This window comes from Brevundimonas olei, assembly GCF_037055245.1.
Taxonomy (GTDB): Bacteria; Pseudomonadota; Alphaproteobacteria; order Caulobacterales; family Caulobacteraceae; genus Brevundimonas; species Brevundimonas olei.
Map to the genome: position 1 here is coordinate 1,956,521 of NZ_CP146369.1, position 16,065 is coordinate 1,972,585.

The 16,065-nt window shown below is 63.6% G+C and carries 16 protein-coding genes and 2 tRNA genes; 12 read left to right on the forward strand and 6 right to left on the reverse strand.

Going from position 1 to position 16,065, the window contains the following annotated elements; translation table 11 throughout:
- Nucleotides 1-7 precede the first annotated feature (7 nt).
- Both V8J38_RS09300 and V8J38_RS09305 read left to right on the forward strand, forming a co-directional pair.
- Nucleotides 8-859: a fumarylacetoacetate hydrolase family protein gene (locus V8J38_RS09300; protein ID WP_338575210.1), complete on the forward strand. Its 852-nt coding sequence runs from the start codon at nt 8-10 to the stop codon at nt 857-859.
- A gap of 146 nt (nt 860-1,005) precedes the next feature.
- Nucleotides 1,006-2,871, forward strand: a complete 1,866-nt coding sequence (locus tag V8J38_RS09305) for a pyrroloquinoline quinone-dependent dehydrogenase (RefSeq protein ID WP_338575212.1) — start codon at nt 1,006-1,008, stop codon at nt 2,869-2,871.
- Between the two features lie 152 nt (nt 2,872-3,023).
- Here the strand turns inward: V8J38_RS09305 and V8J38_RS09310 are convergent, their stop codons facing one another.
- Entirely contained in the window at nt 3,024-3,389 is a 366-nt protein-coding gene (locus V8J38_RS09310) for a hypothetical protein (RefSeq protein WP_338575214.1), read from the reverse strand.
- 79 nt (nt 3,390-3,468) lie between these two features.
- A complete protein-coding gene (locus tag V8J38_RS09315; RefSeq protein ID WP_338575215.1) occupies nt 3,469-6,396 on the reverse strand; it encodes a TonB-dependent receptor domain-containing protein in 2,928 nt (975 codons plus the stop codon).
- 81 nt (nt 6,397-6,477) lie between these two features.
- On the opposite strand from V8J38_RS09315, the gene V8J38_RS09320 reads away from it, so the two are divergent.
- Nucleotides 6,478-7,056, forward strand: coding sequence for an NIPSNAP family protein (locus V8J38_RS09320; RefSeq protein WP_338575217.1), 579 nt, complete (start codon nt 6,478-6,480; stop codon nt 7,054-7,056).
- A gap of 16 nt (nt 7,057-7,072) precedes the next feature.
- Nucleotides 7,073-8,788, forward strand: a complete 1,716-nt coding sequence (gene dld, locus V8J38_RS09325; protein WP_338575220.1) for a D-lactate dehydrogenase — start codon at nt 7,073-7,075, stop codon at nt 8,786-8,788.
- A gap of 134 nt (nt 8,789-8,922) precedes the next feature.
- On the opposite strand, the gene V8J38_RS09330 is transcribed toward dld, so the two are convergent.
- Nucleotides 8,923-8,996 (reverse strand) — tRNA-Gln (locus tag V8J38_RS09330).
- Between the two features lie 218 nt (nt 8,997-9,214).
- Here V8J38_RS09330 and V8J38_RS09335 point away from each other — a divergent pair.
- The 6 genes from V8J38_RS09335 (at nt 9,215) to V8J38_RS09360 (ending at nt 13,044) form a co-directional block, all read left to right on the forward strand.
- A tRNA-Pro gene (locus V8J38_RS09335) sits at nt 9,215-9,291 on the forward strand.
- A gap of 75 nt (nt 9,292-9,366) precedes the next feature.
- Entirely contained in the window at nt 9,367-9,915 is a 549-nt protein-coding gene (locus tag V8J38_RS09340; protein WP_338575223.1) for a DUF924 family protein, read from the forward strand.
- Between the two features lie 76 nt (nt 9,916-9,991).
- Entirely contained in the window at nt 9,992-10,939 is a 948-nt protein-coding gene (locus V8J38_RS09345; RefSeq protein WP_338575226.1) for a CsgG/HfaB family protein, read from the forward strand.
- A gap of 171 nt (nt 10,940-11,110) precedes the next feature.
- Nucleotides 11,111-11,968, forward strand: a complete 858-nt coding sequence (locus V8J38_RS09350; RefSeq protein WP_291775871.1) for a thymidylate synthase — start codon at nt 11,111-11,113, stop codon at nt 11,966-11,968.
- A gap of 14 nt (nt 11,969-11,982) precedes the next feature.
- The gene (locus tag V8J38_RS09355; RefSeq protein WP_291775869.1) at nt 11,983-12,282 is read left to right on the forward strand and encodes a phosphoribosyl-ATP pyrophosphohydrolase; all 300 of its coding nucleotides are present in this window, start codon (nt 11,983-11,985) and stop codon (nt 12,280-12,282) included.
- Nucleotides 12,283-12,372: 90 nt separating this feature from the next.
- Nucleotides 12,373-13,044, forward strand: a complete 672-nt coding sequence (locus V8J38_RS09360) for an aquaporin (protein WP_291775867.1) — start codon at nt 12,373-12,375, stop codon at nt 13,042-13,044.
- On the opposite strand, the gene V8J38_RS09365 is transcribed toward V8J38_RS09360, so the two are convergent.
- Complete coding sequence (locus V8J38_RS09365) at nt 13,045-13,644, reverse strand: hypothetical protein (protein WP_338575234.1); 600 nt, start codon at nt 13,642-13,644, stop codon at nt 13,045-13,047. It lies immediately after the preceding gene.
- Between the two features lie 54 nt (nt 13,645-13,698).
- Here V8J38_RS09365 and V8J38_RS09370 point away from each other — a divergent pair, with 54 nt between their 5' ends.
- Nucleotides 13,699-14,226, forward strand: a complete 528-nt coding sequence (locus tag V8J38_RS09370) for a dihydrofolate reductase (protein ID WP_338575237.1) — start codon at nt 13,699-13,701, stop codon at nt 14,224-14,226.
- Between the two features lie 15 nt (nt 14,227-14,241).
- Nucleotides 14,242-14,562, forward strand: coding sequence for a YbjQ family protein (locus V8J38_RS09375; RefSeq protein ID WP_338575239.1), 321 nt, complete (start codon nt 14,242-14,244; stop codon nt 14,560-14,562).
- Here the strand turns inward: V8J38_RS09375 and V8J38_RS09380 are convergent.
- Together V8J38_RS09380 and V8J38_RS09385 are read right to left on the reverse strand one after the other, a co-directional pair.
- Nucleotides 14,559-14,981: a universal stress protein gene (locus V8J38_RS09380; RefSeq protein ID WP_291775860.1), complete on the reverse strand. Its 423-nt coding sequence runs from the start codon at nt 14,979-14,981 to the stop codon at nt 14,559-14,561. The genes V8J38_RS09375 and V8J38_RS09380 overlap by 4 nt on opposite strands.
- An 11-nt stretch (nt 14,982-14,992) precedes the next feature.
- Nucleotides 14,993-16,060 carry an Mrp/NBP35 family ATP-binding protein gene (locus tag V8J38_RS09385; protein WP_291775858.1) on the reverse strand — a complete coding sequence of 356 codons (1,068 nt, stop codon included), beginning with the start codon at nt 16,058-16,060 and terminating at the stop codon, nt 14,993-14,995.
- Nucleotides 16,061-16,065 lie beyond the last annotated feature (5 nt).

Here is a 16,065-nt window from a genome sequence, read left to right on the forward strand (position 1 = left end):
AGCGTCCATGAAACTGTTGCGTTACGGGCCCATGGGCCAGGAACGACCTGGCCTGCTTGATGAAGACGGCGTCATTCGTGATCTGTCCGCCCACATTCCAGACATCGGTCCTGACCAGTTGTCGCCTACAGCCTTGGCCGCCCTGGCCGGCCTTGATACCGCCGCCCTGCCCATCGTCGATGGCGCGCCTCGGTACGGCCCGCCTGTGACTGGTACGCGGAAATTTATCGCCATCGGTCTGAACTTCGCCGACCACGCTGCGGAATCCGGCGCGCCCGTGCCCGAAGAACCGATCGTCTTCACCAAGGCCACGAGTTGTATCCAGGGGCCGAACGACATCGTCATGCTGCCCCAGGGCTCGGTCAAATCGGACTGGGAAGTCGAACTGGGCGTCGTCATCGGCACGACCGCCCGCTACGTCGAAGAAGCCAAGGCCCTGGATCATGTGGCCGGCTATGTCCTGATCAACGACCTGTCTGAGCGCGAATATCAACTCGAGCGCGGCGGTAGTTGGGACAAGGGCAAGGGTTGCGACACCTTCGGCCCCATCGGCCCTTGGCTCGTCACCGCCGACGAAGTTGGCGACGTCCAGTCCCTGGGCATGTGGTTGGATGTGAACGGCCAGCGAATGCAGACCGGAAACACCGCCACCATGGTGTTCGGCGTAGCCGCCCTAGTCGCCTACGTCAGCCGTTTCATGACCCTCGAACCCGGCGATATCATCACCACCGGCACCCCGCCGGGCGTCGGTCTCGGCATGAAACCCACGCCTGTCTACCTCAAGCCGGGCGACACCATGCGTCTCGGCATCGAGAAGCTGGGTGAGCAGCAACAGTCGGTAATCGCCTGGCGGCCTTGACCTGCATCAGGTTTTTCTGAACATAGTATACACATTGAGATTGCAAGCGCGGCCGTACGAATTGGATCGCGCGTCGATCGAGGGGAGAGGGAATGAGACAAACAGAGGCAACAAGAATTCGCCGACGCGCGACTATCGGGTGCTCGATGCTGACCCTATCGCTTGCGCTTGGCCTGTCGGCGCCGGCCGCCGCGCAGGAAGGGTGGCCGACGATCGGTCGAGATGCTGGAGGACAACGCTTCTCTCCACTGGCACAGATCACCCCGTCCAATGTCGATCAACTGAGGGTCGCCTGGACCTATCATCTGCGACCGGCGAACGACGCCGGCGGCGGCCTCCTGCCGTCGCAAACCATCCCGCTGGTCATCGGCGACACCATGTTCGTAGCGTCGCCCTACAGTCGTATCGTAGCGCTCGACTCCTCCACAGGCGCAGAGAAATGGGTCTTCCAGATACCGGATGATGACCGCCCGTCGCTGCGCGGGGTCGAATACTGGCCTGGCGACGCCACGCATGGCCCGACCATCGTCTTCGGCAGTCGCATGGGTCGTCTTTACTCGATCGACGCCGCAACCGGCCGACCGACGGCGGGATTCGGCGTCAATGGCGTCGTCGACCTGAAAACGCCCGAAGTCATGCATACCGGCGTCGACAAGTCATACATCCTGCCCTCCCCGCCCATCGTATTCGAGAACCTGATCATTACGGGCGCCGGCCCGGGCGAAGGCCCGGGCGGAACCAACGGCGACGTGGGTCCGGCGGGCGACACTCGCGCCTGGGACGCACGCACAGGCGCGCTGGTCTGGACCTTCCACTCTGTCCCTCGCCCCGGAGAATTCGGTCACGACACCTGGGAGGGCGACAGTTGGCGTCATCGTTCAGGCGTCAACGTCTGGGGTCAGATGACGGTCGATACCGAACGCGGCATCGTCTACATGCCCTTCGGCACGGCGAACAACGATCGCTATGGCGGCGACCGTCCTGGCGACAATCTGTTCGGCAGTTCGATCGTCGCAGCCAATGCTCGCACGGGCGAGTATATCTGGCACTTCCAGGTGGTTCGACATGACATCTGGGATTACGACACCCAGGCTCCGCCCACCCTGTTCGACGTAGTCAAGGACGGTCAGACCATCCCCGCCGTGGGCATCGTCAACAAGACTGGGCTGATGTTCTTCCTCAACAGGGTGACCGGAGAACCGATCCACCCGATCGAGTATCGGGCCGTTCCACCCAGCGAGGTGCCCGGCGAACAGGCCGCGCCGACCCAGCCGTTCCCGGTTATCACCGAGCCTCTGTCGCGCAATTCGATCACGCGTGCGGACCTCTACAAGGAAACGCCTGAACACCAGGCATTCTGCGAGGCCCTCGTCGACGATAACGACATGTATCTGTCGGCAGATCCCTACACGCCGATCAAGCTCAACCAGTATACGGTGACCTATCCCGGCACCCAAGGCGGCGTGAACTGGGGCGGCGGGGCCTACGACCCGTCCACCGGCCTGTTCGTGGTCAACATCAACAACATGGGCCAGCCCATGCGACTGGTGCCCACGCCGGACGGCAAATCCTACATCAACTCCGGCGAATTCGCCGGGTTGAACCGGTTCTGGAACGCCGAAACGCGCCTGCACTGCGCCGCCCCTCCTTGGGGTCAGCTGGTAGCGGTCGATGTCCACTCGGGTCGTGTCGCCTGGCGCTCCACCCTGGGCGTCACGGACACGCTTCCGGAAGGTAAGCAGAATACAGGGCGCCCCTCTCTGGGCGGACCGACGATGACCGCCGGCGGCCTGACCTTCATGGCCGGCACCGACGACAGTCGCTTCCGCGCCTTCGAAACCCGGACAGGCAAGGAGCTCTGGACCACCCGCCTGCCCGCCACCGCCCACAGCACCCCGATCACCTATTCGGACGCCTCGGGCAAACAGTTCGTCGCTATCGTCGCCACTGGCGGCGGTCTGCTTCGCGCACCCGTCGAGAGCGATTCCCTGGTCGTCTATTCCCTCCCGTAGACGCGCCTCCGCTCTTGCGACAAGCCGGCGTCGTACCAACGACGCCGGCTTTTTCGCACCATGACGCGACCGCGACACATGCTCGATCAACGATCAAAAGAATAGGCCGCCCCTCGAAGGAACGGCCTAATCCAAGAACATCGATGGACGCGCTATTTCTTGGGAAATGATCGAGCCAGATAGTCCGTGATCTCGGCCATTTCGGCAGCCGTTCCCGTCGCTCCGCGATCTCCCATGAACTGAACCAGGTCAAACCACTCCTGTCGCGTCAGATGCTTCTCGGCGACCAGTTCAACCGCATGACAGCCCGAACACACGCGGATCGTGGTGTCTCGTCCCACGCCCTCAGGCAACAGGCTGGCCGTCGCCTCCGGCGGCTGTGTCTGCTCACTCTCGAACGGATGAAGCGGCGGCCCCATATCCGCCCGCTCGCTGGCTTGCGACGCAGCGCAACTCGACACGATCAGACCAGCGGTCGCGATAAGGACGCCCGTCTGCAAAAGGCTCGGCATTTTCATGGTCTACTCCCTCCCTACTCACAAAAAGGAGGTCCGACGAACCTGAAGTTCGTCGGACCTGAAGACGTCCAGCAGGCCGTCAGAAGGCGAATCGAATACCGGTCGTATAGTAAGGCCCCACGACATCGTAGACGGCCTGATTGGTCGGATACATCTGGCCTGGCTGACCGTTGCCGATCAAAGGCGGCTTCTGGTCGAAGGCGTTGTTCACCGTCAGGAAGGCGGTCAGGTCGTGACCACGCACCGAAAAATCACGCTCGACAGTGACATCCACATAGACCACCGAGGGCACCGTCGGCTCTTCATAGAAGACTGTCCGGTCGCGCGTACGCTCCGTCTCGCCGATATAACGGGCCTGGGTCGTCAGCTTCCAGGGTCCCTGAATGTAGTTGGCCTGGACGTTGAAACGATGCTTGGCGTTGACGCCGACATTGGCGTTCTGAACCGGCGCCGCATTGATGTCGGTGCGCGTCTTCCGTCCTGGCACATAGCTGCCGATCAGCCGCAGCCTCAGATCACCATCCAGCGCCCCAACCGTCACCGGCATTCGATAGGCGAACTCATAGTCGATGCCGTGCATCGAGGAGAGCGCCTGATTGTAGGGCAACACACGCGTCGCAAGCGGGAAGTTGTCGCTCGCCGGCACGTGCGAGAACGGGAATGGCCGGATGATGTATTGGCACAGTGACGACGTGCCGTTGCTGGCGATGCACTCCTCATTGGCGTTGTCGCGGTTCAGGTTGGCGATAGCGTCGGTGATCTCGATGCTGAAATAATCAACCGATACAGAAAAACCGGGAACGAAGGACGGCTGCCAGATCACGCCCGCCGTATAGGTATCGCCGATCTCCGGCTTCAGATCCGGGTTTCCGCTCGACAGGGTGATCACATTGTCATTGCGGCCGCTGTGCGCGTCAAAGAACCCGCCGCGCGCCGCCTGATCGCCAGCGAACAACTCATACAGCGTCGGCGCCCGAATATCGCGAGAGATGGTGTAGCGCAGTCGCACATCGTCGATCGGCGTATAGCTGAGGCCCGCCTTCCATGTGGTGACGCCGCCGCTGGTGGAGTATTCCGTGTAACGCACGGCTCCGTTCAGATCGAGCGCACGCGCCCACGGCTGATCCGCCAGGACAGGAACCGCCAGTTCCAGGAAGACCTCCTTGACGTCGTACTGCCCTTGCGCCCAGCCGACGTTGGTCGAGTTGTACTTGTTGATCGTCTGCGCAACGTTGGTTCTCAACCCGACTGTCGACGTCGGAATGGAGGGGTCGGAGTTGCTGACCTGGTCCAGCTTCTGCTTGCGGTACTCTGCGCCCACAGCGAACGACAGAGGACCAGCCGGAAGATTGAACAGCTCGCCGGCCAGTTCAGCCGCGAAGATGTCCATCTTCTGCGACACGCGATATTTCGAGACGCCGCTCACCCAGTCGAAATCTTCCTCCGTCGGACTGTTGGCGCCGAACCAGTTGATCGGACGGCAGTCGTCCATCAGCCCAGGATGGGTGAGAGTGATGTTGCAGACGATGTTGCCGCTGCCATCCCATACCGCGTCCAGGGAGGCGAAATATCGATCCTGATAGAAGTTGCCCGAGTGGGATGAGCGCAGCAGGGAATCCCCATGCGCATAGGTCGCCTTCCAGCTGTAATTCCCCAGGCTGCCAGAAAGTCCCGTCAGGAAGGTATAGGCGACGTTCTGCGCGACGACCTCCTTGAACGGCTGATCGGCATGGATCCGTCCGCCGCCTACACGTCGGTCATCCGCCGTGCCCCAGACGCCGTCCCGCCCAGCATAGGCGTCGAGAAGCGCCGCTGCGCCCGCCGGAAGATAAGGATTGTCGGCAAAAATGTAGAAGGCGTTGGTCTGCGTACCCGAGCCGATCGTGACGAATGAGTTTTCGGTCTGGGCAAAGCTCAGTTGCGCGAAGGCCTTCAGGTCGTCGGTCAGATTGTAGTCGAAGCGCCCGAACAGCTGGTCCGTCACCTGACCGCCTGTCAGCGTCTTGCCGATGCTTGGCGAACCGTCTCCGCCGATGCCGACATTGCTGCTGCCGGCCGGCGTGACGCCCGGATCGAAGGGGACCAGACTGCCATCCGGCAGGAAATGCATCCCCGCCAACGGGTTGCCGGTATTTTCGGAGAAGTTGGCGGCATGGGGGAACAAGGTGCCGAAAGTGCCGGTCTGGTAGAAGACCGGGCCTGCATTGCGATAGGGCGCCGCCGCTGTGCCGTTGCCGACCTGGGTGATCCAGTCGCCGCCGCGCGGGCGATCTTCGTTTCGCGGAATGCCGTCGCGTTGATAGTGATCGTAGCTCAGCAACACATGGCCGCGACCGTCCAGCACATCGAAGCCGCCCGCGATGTCAAAGCCAGAGGACAGGTCGTCGCCATAGTCTGAGATGCCGACCTTCGCACTGCCCTTCACCCCCGTATAGCCCGTGTCCAGGATGAAGTTGATCACGCCGCTGACTGCGTCCGATCCATAGGCGGCCGACGCGCCGCCCGTGACGACATCGACGCGCGAAACCAGAGCTGACGGGATAACATTGGTGTCCACCGTACCCTGGAAACTGGTCGGCGGAATGCGTTGGCCGTCCAGCAGGACGAGGTTGCGGATCGATCCCAGGCCGCGCAAATTCAGGTAGTTGCCGGCATTGGGGCTCGTCGCCTGATTGCCTGTATTCTGCGTCCCGCTGCTCATCGTGAACTGCGGCAATTGATTCAGGCCGTCTGGAATGCTGCCGGGCGCTGTGGCTTGCAATTGTTCGACAGCCACCACCGTAACGGGGGTAGGCGCCGTGTAGCCGTTCCTAACGATCCGCGAGCCGGTGACCACAATATCCCCCACTTGGGACGCGGTCGTTTCAACTGACGAGTCCTGCTGCTCAATCCCCTCCTGAGCATTGGCCGCTGACGACACAGCCAGCACGCTCACGCCGCCTAGCAGTGATGCAATAAACTTTTCCGTCCTCAATTCTTCCCTCCCCTTTTCATCAACAGCGCTCACGATTTTCTTCTAAGAATCGCTGATATTTCGCTGATAATTTATGGAATTTCCGATTTTTATCGGAACTTGTTGCGCGAAATCATGAAGAAGCGAATCCTCACATCTCGCTCGACTTCCCCGGCGCAGACCTTTCCCGATTGGGAAAGCCTAGCTTCCCATCCCTCTAACTGTATACTAAATGCATATTTCGCCGTGTCAACGGACCGTTTCACCGGCACGGCGCGTGCGAAAATTCCTGCCGAAAAAGACGGCGCCAGCGCATTGAAATATCGAGGGGAGACTCGTTGGATGAGCCCACAGCGCCTATTTGAAATGCGGACCTATCATCCGGCTGCCGGACGGATGGAGGCGCTGGAATGCCGCTTTCGCGAGCACACGATGCGGCTCTTCGCCCGCCACGGAATAGTTTCGGTCGGCTACTGGAAAACCTATGGTTCCGATGACGTGAGGCTGATCTACATCCTGGCCTATCCGGATCTCGACAGCCGTGAGCGCAGTTGGGCGCAATTTCGCGCCGACCCTGAGTGGCAGGCGGCGGCTGCAGCGTCGGAAACTGACGGCCCGCTCGTAGCGCGACGCGAGTCGATCTATCTACACGCCACCGACTACTCCCCGCTCGAACGGTTCGCGCCGTCGACGCTGACTGCCCGTGGTCGTTAAAATTCGCATGACATCCATGACCCCGACCCGCTCGGCAATTGCTGAGAACGCCGCCTTCATCGCCGACCTGAAGCAATGCGTCGGTGCTGGACACGTACTGACTCGCCCCGCCGCGACAGAGCGTTACCGCCGCGGCTACCGTTATGGCGAAGGCAAGGTTCTTGCGGTCGTCCGCCCCGGCTCCCTGATCGAGCAATGGCGCGTCCTGCTGGCCTGCGCCGCCGCCAACAAGATCGTCCTCATGCAGGCCGCCAACACGGGCCTGACCGGCGGGTCCACGCCACACGGCGATGATTATGATCGTGACATCGTCATCATCAGCACGCTTCGATTGAAAGGCGTTCACCTGATCGAAAGCGGCCGTCAGGCCATTTGCCTGCCCGGCGCGACGCTGGATAGGCTGGAAGCCTTGCTCAAGCCGCTGGATCGAGAGCCGCATTCGGTCATCGGCTCATCGTGCATCGGCGCCTCGGTCGTGGGCGGCGTATGCAATAATTCCGGCGGCTCCCTGGTCCAGCGCGGCCCCGCGTATACGGAGTTGGCGCTGTTCGCGCGCATCGACGCCCGTGGTCAGGTTGAACTGGTCAACCATCTGGGCATCGCCCTGGGCACGGAGCCTGAGGCCATTCTGAAACGCCTGGACGCAGGCGACTTCACCGACCGCGACGTCAGGCACGATCCAGCCACGGCCGCATCGGATTCAGGCTATGAAGAGCGGGTGCGCGACATCGAAGCGGACAGTCCCGCCCGCTATAACGCAGACCCTGATCGTCTTTTCGAAGCTTCAGGAAGCGCTGGAAAGGTCATGGTCTTCGCCGTTCGGCTGGACACCTTCCCCAAACAATCTGGCACCCGGACCTTCTATATCGGCGCCAACAGTCCCGACACGCTGACCCGAATTCGCCGTGACATTCTGAGCGGCTTTCGCACCCTGCCTATCGCGGCGGAGTACATGCATCGCGACTGCTACGACATCGCCCGAACCTATGGAAAAGACACCTTCCTGGCGATCCGCCTTCTAGGCGTCGGAAGCATCCGCCACATCGCAGCGTTCAAGGCGCGCCTCGACGCTCTCTGCGGCCGCCTGCCCTGGGCTCCGTCGTTCTTGAGCGATCGCCTTGCCCAAGTCATCGGCAGTTGGTTTCCCAACCACCTTCCTGAACGAATGGAAGATTATCGCGCCCGCTACGAACATCATCTGATGCTCAAGGTCTGCGGCGAGGGAGTTGAAGAAGCACGCCGATACCTAGCCCACGCCCTCGGTGACGACGATGCCGCCGCATTTGAATGCTCAGATGATGAAAGCGCCAAGGCCTTTCTGCACCGCTTTGCGGCAGCCGGCGCCGCCGTCCGTTTTCGAGCGATCCACCATCAGCATGTATCCGATATCGTCGCCCTGGACATCGCCTTGAGGCGCAATGACCGCGACTGGATGGAGACCTTACCCGACGATCTGGCCGCGCCCATTCTGCACCGGATGTACTATGGGCATTTTCTTTGCCACGTCTTCCATCAGGACTACATTGTCGCCAAGGGCCAAGACTCCCACGCCCTGGAACAGCGCATGCTGGCTTTCCAGGCTCAACGCGGCGCTAAATACCCCGCCGAGCACAATGTGGGCCACCTCTACGAGGCGGGAACACACCAGAAAGCGCATTTCAAAGCGCTGGACCCCTGCAATTGCTTCAACCCAGGCATAGGCCATACGTCACGCTTGGCGCACTGGTCATAGACTGGACCTCAATCGAGAGGCGGATCTCCTGGCGTCACGCGCCCAGAGGCTTCACAGACAGGCAGCTGTAAAATGCGGCGTAAAACTCGAGCCTTGAAGGGAGCGCCCGGAGCGCTCAAACCCTTACAGGACGGTGGCTGGGGAACTAGGACTCGAACCTAGAATGACGGTACCAAAAACCGTAGTGTTACCATTACACCATTCCCCAGCGGTCCGGCGTTCCCGCCGCCGCAGTGCGTCGCGGCGAGGAGCGGTCATCTACGCCAAGGTTTCGGGGGATGCAACACCTGAAAACGAAAGAAATTTCATCGACCCGAGACTTTTTTCGGGAGGCTCATTTACCCGCTTGCGGGGGGCGGTCGGCATGGCTATAAGCCCCCTCCTCGACGCAGACGGCGGCCCACGGGTCGCATGATTTGCGAAAGTCGGAGTGTGGCTCAGTCTGGTAGAGCACCGCGTTCGGGACGCGGGGGTCGCAGGTTCGAATCCTGCCACTCCGACCATCTTTCCTTACATTGTGAAGATAGGCGACACGGCACGGTCCGTGCTTTTTGACGTGTCGCTGCTAGGCTTGGGTCATGACCCAACTGCTCACCCCCGCCGAAGTCATCGAATTCTGGACCGACGCCGGTCCCGGAAAATGGTTCGCCAAGGACGCCGCCTTCGACCGCGCCTTCACCGACCGCTGCTGCGACAGCCACTACGCCGCGGCACGACGCGAACTGGATCATTGGATCGAGACTCCTGAGGCCGCCTTGGCCTTGATCATCCTGTTGGACCAGCTGCCGCGAAACGCATTTCGCGACACGGCCCATATGTTCGCGACCGATCCCCTGGCGCTCGGGTTTTCAAAAGAAGCGGTCCAGCGAGGTCACGACCGCAAGATCAATCCGGAGCTGCGCGCCTTCATGCTGATGCCGCTGATGCACTCCGAAACGCTGGATGATCAGGAGCAGTTGTTGACGCTGCTGAACCCGGAAACGGAGGCTGAGACCTACCGATTCGCCATCATCCATCGCGACATCATCGCTCGCTTCGGCCGCTTTCCTCACCGAAACGCCTGCCTGGCCCGGCCCACGAGCGAGGACGAGGCCGAGTTCCTGCGCTCCGACGGCTTCAAGGGCTGAGGTCGATCAGCGCGGCGTCTTGGGAGGATCACAAAGCTGGGCTATATCCGCCCGTTCTCGAAGAACGGGGGATTATATGAAACTCGCTGCACTGACCGCCGCCGCCCTGGCGGCCTCTACCGCCCTCACCGCCGCCGCGCCGGCCGAAGCCCAGGCCCGCCGCAGCGGAGCCCAGCGCACCCAGGATGCGCAAATGGCCCAGATTCCGCGCTGCAGCGCCAGCCTGGGCTCGATCACCATCGCGGACGGGCAGTCCGACTACTGGCGTGAACTCCAATTGTCGCCGCCGCAAAGCCTGCTGCGCGTCGTGATCCAGCGTTCGGGCTGCTTCACCCTGGTCGATCGCGGCACGGGCATGAGCGTGGCCCAACGCGAACGCGAATTGGCTTCGGGCGGCGACCTTCAGCGCGGCTCCAATGTCGGCGGCGGCCAGGTCCGTGCGGCGGATTACGTCCTCGTCGGCGAGATCGCCAGCCAAAACGCCAACTCCGGCGGCAACGCCCTGGCGGGGCTGGCCGGCGCCGCGCTCGGCGGCCGCGCCGGCGCGATCGTCGGCGGCCTGCGCACGCGCAACATGGAAGCCAACACCGTCCTGTCGCTGACCAATGTCCGCACTTCGGAAACCCAGTTGGTCACCGAAGGCTACGCCTCCAAACGCGACATGAGCTGGGGCCTGGGCGCGGGCGGATTCGGCGCAGGCGCCCTGGGGGGCGGCAGCTATGAAAACACCGAGATCGGCCGCATCGTGGCCCAGTCGTTCATCCAGGCCTACACCGACATGGTGACCCAGATGGGCGGCCTGGAAGGCGGCTCGGCAGCCCAGGAGGCCCCGATCCAGACCTACACCGTCCAGCAGGCGGCGACCCTGCGCTCGACGCCCAACGGCGGCTCGGTCGTGCGCGCCCTGCCAGAGGGCCTGCGCCTCTATCCGACCGGCAACCGGGACGGCGCCTGGTGGGAGGTGATGGACGACAACGACAACGTCGGCTGGGTCCAGAACGAACGGCTCGCTCCGGGCCGCTGACCTAACCTCACAGTCTTACTTAGGAATGACGCCCGCCGGGATTTTCGGCGGGCGTTTTTCTTTTTTTGGCCATCGCCTCCGACGTGGCAAGGATGCGCGAGGTTGGACTTTTCTGTGAGCAAGCGAATCGGGCGACTGCCCAGAGAGGCGAATCAGCGGCATCCTCTTCTCATGAACGCCGCCGTCGCCCTCGCCGATCTTGAAGCCCGCACGGCGGCCGTTCCCGCCGATCATCCCGAATGGCAGTATCTGAATCTGTTGCGGGACATCCTCGACAACGGCGTGCGACGCGACGACCGCACCGGCACGGGAACGCTGGGCGTCTTCGGCCGTCAGATGCGCTTCGACCTATCCAAGGGCTTCCCCCTGCTGACGACGAAGAAACTACACACGCGGTCGATCTTCATCGAGCTGCTGTGGTTCCTGCGCGGCGAGACCAACATCGCCTGGCTGAAGGACAACGGCGTCAGCATCTGGGATGAATGGGCCGATGCGAACGGCGACCTGGGCCCCGTGTACGGCAAGCAGTGGCGCTCCTGGGCCGCCCCGAACGGCGCGAGCATCGACCAGATCCAGAAGTTGGTCCACGGCCTGAAAACTAATCCCAACAGCCGTCGCCACATCGTCAGCGCCTGGAATCCGGCCGATGTCGACGACATGGCCCTGCCGCCCTGTCACTGCCTGTTCCAATTCTTCGTCGCCGACGGAAAGCTGAGCTGCCAGCTATATCAACGCTCGGCGGACATCTTCCTGGGCGTGCCCTTCAACATCGCCTCCTACGCCCTGCTCACGCACATGCTGGCCAGGGTCGTGGGGCTGGAGCCGGGCGACTTCGTCCACACCTTCGGCGACGCCCACCTGTATCTGAACCACCTGGAGCAGGCAGAGCTGCAACTGAGCCGCGCCCCCCTGCCCCTGCCCACCCTGACGGTGGCGGACAAGGACGATCTGTTCGGCTTCGAACTGTCCGATTTCGTGGTGAACGACTATCAATCCTGGCCGCACATCAAGGCCGCCGTCGCGGTCTGACGCAGCGCCTCTTCATGAAACTCTCCGAACTTCAGGCGGATGTCCTCCGCATCTCCGACATCTATGCGCGTGAGCACGCCATCGACCGTGACCGCGACTGGGCCTTGCTGAAGTTGCAGGAGGAACTGGGCGAACTGACCGCCGAGCACCTGCGCCTGACCTCCCGCGCACGCGGCGCCGCCAACGCCCAGGCTCTGGCCGATGAGGCTGCGGACGTCCTGGGCATGCTGCTGATCTATTGCGACCGGGCCGGCGTGGACCTGAACGCTGCGATGGAGCGCAAGTGGCTGCGCTGGCTGAAGGCCGAAACGTAAACTCGAGTAACGGCGACTGGCGAACCTATCGATTCGAGCGCACCCTCCGTCGATCCGCTTCGAAGCGGTGACAGGAAACGGGAGGGTTCCATGGTCAAGAAGTTCGCCGCCGAACTGGTCGGCACGCTGGTTCTGGTGCTTTTCGGGTGCGGCGCAGCCGTGCTGGGCGGATTCGATCACGTGGGGCAGTTGGGCATCGCCCTGGCCTTCGGCTTCGCCCTCATCGCCATGGCCTACGGCATAGGCCCCATCTCAGGGTGTCACATTAACCCGGCCGTCAGCCTCGGCGTCTTCGCCGCGGGACGGATGAGCGCGAAAGACATGATCCTCTATTGGATCGCCCAATTCATTGGCGCGATCATCGCCGCGGCCATTCTGGGCGCGATCGCCAAGACGGGTTTCGCCAATCTGGGCCAGAACGGCTTCGATGCGGGCTCGCCGGGCGGATACGGCCTGCAGGCGGCGCTGACGTTCGAGATCGTGGCGACCGCCATCTTCCTGATCGCCATCCTGGGCGTGACCGGAGCCAAGGGTCACGGCGCCTTCGCGGGCGTGGCCATCGGCATCACCCTGGCGGTCATCCACATCGTCGGCATCCAGGTGACGGGCGTGTCGGTCAACCCGGCCCGCAGCTTCGGCCCGGCGCTGTTGGCGGGCGGACAGGCGTTGAGCCAGGTCTGGGTCTTCTTCGTCGCACCCGCGATCGGCGCCGTGATCGGCGGCTTGTTCTTCCGCCTGAAACTGCTCGAGCCGGACGCCTGATCAGGTCGAGACGGCGCTGTCCGGCGCTGTCATCGGCATCCGCGCCAGCCGGGCGCTGAGCGCATCCTTGTCTTCGGGCGCGGGCACGAGCACCACGCTGTTCTTGACCGCGCCCATCGACACCGTGGCCCGATAGGCGAAGACCATGCCTTCACGCGCCACGAAGCTGACGGTCGCGGCATTGTTCTGCGGCCCCGCCAGACCGCCGAATCCGGCCGACAGTTCATGCTCGCCCGGATCCACCGCAATAGCGGTGAACTTGCCGCCCTTGATCTGGGCGAACTCCCGGCGGTCAAGCGCCAGGTTCATTCCCGCCGCCATAGCCACAAACCCTTCGCGATAGACGATGACCAGAGCCTTGCCCGACGGCGGCGTCAGGCTGGCGATGTCAGCGCGTTCGGCGTCGGATGCGGCGACGCCGGCCCGGTTCCCCGCAAGGTTGGCCATGATGTAGGCCGTGAAGGCGCCCGCGAAGAGGCCCGCCATCATCGGCAACACCCCCAGATCCGCCCCGACCGCTCCGCCCAGGAAGCCGACAACAAAGGAAACGACCAGCAGGACGATGAATCCGACGATCAGGGGCTTGGCGTACTTGTTCACACGGGGCTCCGAGGGCATTTGAAGGTGAAGTTCCCGCAACAACGGACAATCAGCTTGGCTGTTCCCACCATCGCCCTCGTCGTCGCCCGCGCCAGGAACGGCGTCATCGGTCGGGACGGCGACCTGCCCTGGCGGCTGCGCTCGGACCTGCAACGCTTCAAGGCCGTCACCATCGGCAAACCCTGCATCATGGGTCGCAAGACCTGGGAAAGCCTGCCGCTGAAACCCCTGCCTGGCCGTTTGAACATCATCCTGACCAAGGATGAATCCTACGCCGAGTCAGGCCTGGCCAAGGGCGCGGTGGTCTGTTCCAACCTGGACGAGGCGCTTTCCATCGCCCGCGAACAGGCCGCAGAGGATAGCGTCGACGAGGTTTGCGTCATCGGCGGCACGGCGATCTTCGCCGCCGCCCTGCCCCGCGCCCGTCGCCTGTACATCACGGAGGTCGAAGCCGAACCGGAAGGCGACGCCGTCTTCCCGACCTTCGACGAAACCGCCTTCGTCCGCACGGCGTTCGAACCGCACGAAGCGGGCGAGAAGGATGACCACGCCTTCGCCTTCACCGTTCTGGACCGCCGCTGAGCCGAGGAGATTTCCATGATCGTCGCGACCACCAACGACCTGGCCGGTTACCGTATCGTGCGCCAACTGGGCGTGGTGCGCGGCATCACCGTGCGGTCGCGCAACGTCATCTCCGACGCCATCGGCGGGGTGCAGTCGATGATCGGCGGCAAGGTCGGCGCCTATGTCAAACTGGCCGAGGCCGCCCGTCAGGAAGCCTATGACGACCTGATCGCACATGCGCGCGAGATGGGCGCCAACGCCATCCTGGCCATGCGCTATGACGCCAACGAGATCATGCCCGGCGTGACCGAAGTTCTGGCGTACGGCACCGCCGTGGTGGTCGAACCCGCCTAGCGGGCGATGGTCACGCTGACGGGCGCGCGGGCGGCTACGGCCTTGGCCGTCGAGCCCATCAGCCAGTTGACCAGACCCTTGCGGTCTCCCGTACCCACGACGATGTGGTCCGCGCCCAGGGCGCCCGCCGCCGCGATCAGGGCGTCAGCGACGTCGTGTCCTTCCGTGGTCACCGCTTCAACCGCCTTGCAGTGACGCCGCGCCTCGGCCATCGCGCGCATAAGGATGGCGTCCTGTTCCTCGGCCTTCCAGGCCCGGATGTCGGGATGGCCGCTGGCCGAACTGAGCGGATTGACCGCCACCAGGGCCAGCTTGGCGTCATTCGCCCTGGCCAGTCGCGCCGCCTGGCGCACCGCCGTTTCAGCATGCGCGCTGCCGTCGATGCCGCAGACGATGACGGACTTTTCCTGTTCAGCCATGACGCCCTCCCTCAGAGGCCCAACGCCGCGGCTACCTGCGCGGCGATGTGATGGAAACGCTCGGACGCCGGGTGCTGCGGGTCAACAGCGACCAAAGGCCGCCCCGCGTCGCCCGCGCGACGCAACGCCCCGTCTAGCGGGAGGTCGCCCAGATAGGGCGCGCCAAGACGCCCGGCCTCAGCCTGGACGCCGCCGGTTCCAAACACCTCGCCGCTCATGTTCTCGATCAAGCCCAGGGTCGGCACGTCGACCTTGGCGAACAAGGCGTGCGCGCGGCGCGCGTCCGCCAGAGCGACTTCCTGCGGCGTCGAAACAATCACAGCCCCATCAAGCGGCGTCTTCTGGATCAACGTGAGTTGCACGTCGCCGGTGCCGGGCGGCAGGTCGACGACCAGAACGTCCAGCGGCTGCTCTTCCGTCCCCCAACGCGTCTGGGTCAGCATCTGATTGATGGCCTGAGACGCCATCGGCCCACGCCAGATCATGGCGTCCTCGGCCTTGGTCAACAGGCCGACGGACATGGCCTTCAATCCATGCGCCACATGCGGAACCATGGCGCCGTCTTCATAGGCGGGCTGCCCCGAGATCCCCAGCATGGTCGGCAGCGACGGCCCATAGACATCCGCATCCAGCACGCCGACCGACAGACCGCGAGCCGCCAGGGCCGCCGCCAGATTGACGGAGACCGTCGACTTGCCGACGCCGCCCTTGCCGCTGGCCACGGCCAGGACGCGCTTCACATGGGCGGGGCGATCGGTCGGGACCGGCGCCTTGGGCCGCCCCTGATCGGTCGCGGCCTTCGACAGACCCGCCGTGCGGCGGGGCGGCGCAGCCACGGCCTCGGCGGTCAGGACGACGGACACCCGCTCCACGCCCGGCAGGGCCTTCAGCACCGCCTCTGCCGCGTCACGGACAGGGGCGTAGAGCGCTGTCTCCTTCGCCGGAACCTCGAGTACGAAGCCCGCGCGGCCTTCAGCCACGACCAGTCCCTGCACCAGCCCGGCGGCCGCCAGTCCCTGACCCGATTTCGGATCGGTCACGGCGTCGAGTGCGGCGAGGACGGCGGCGCGGTCGGTCACGATGG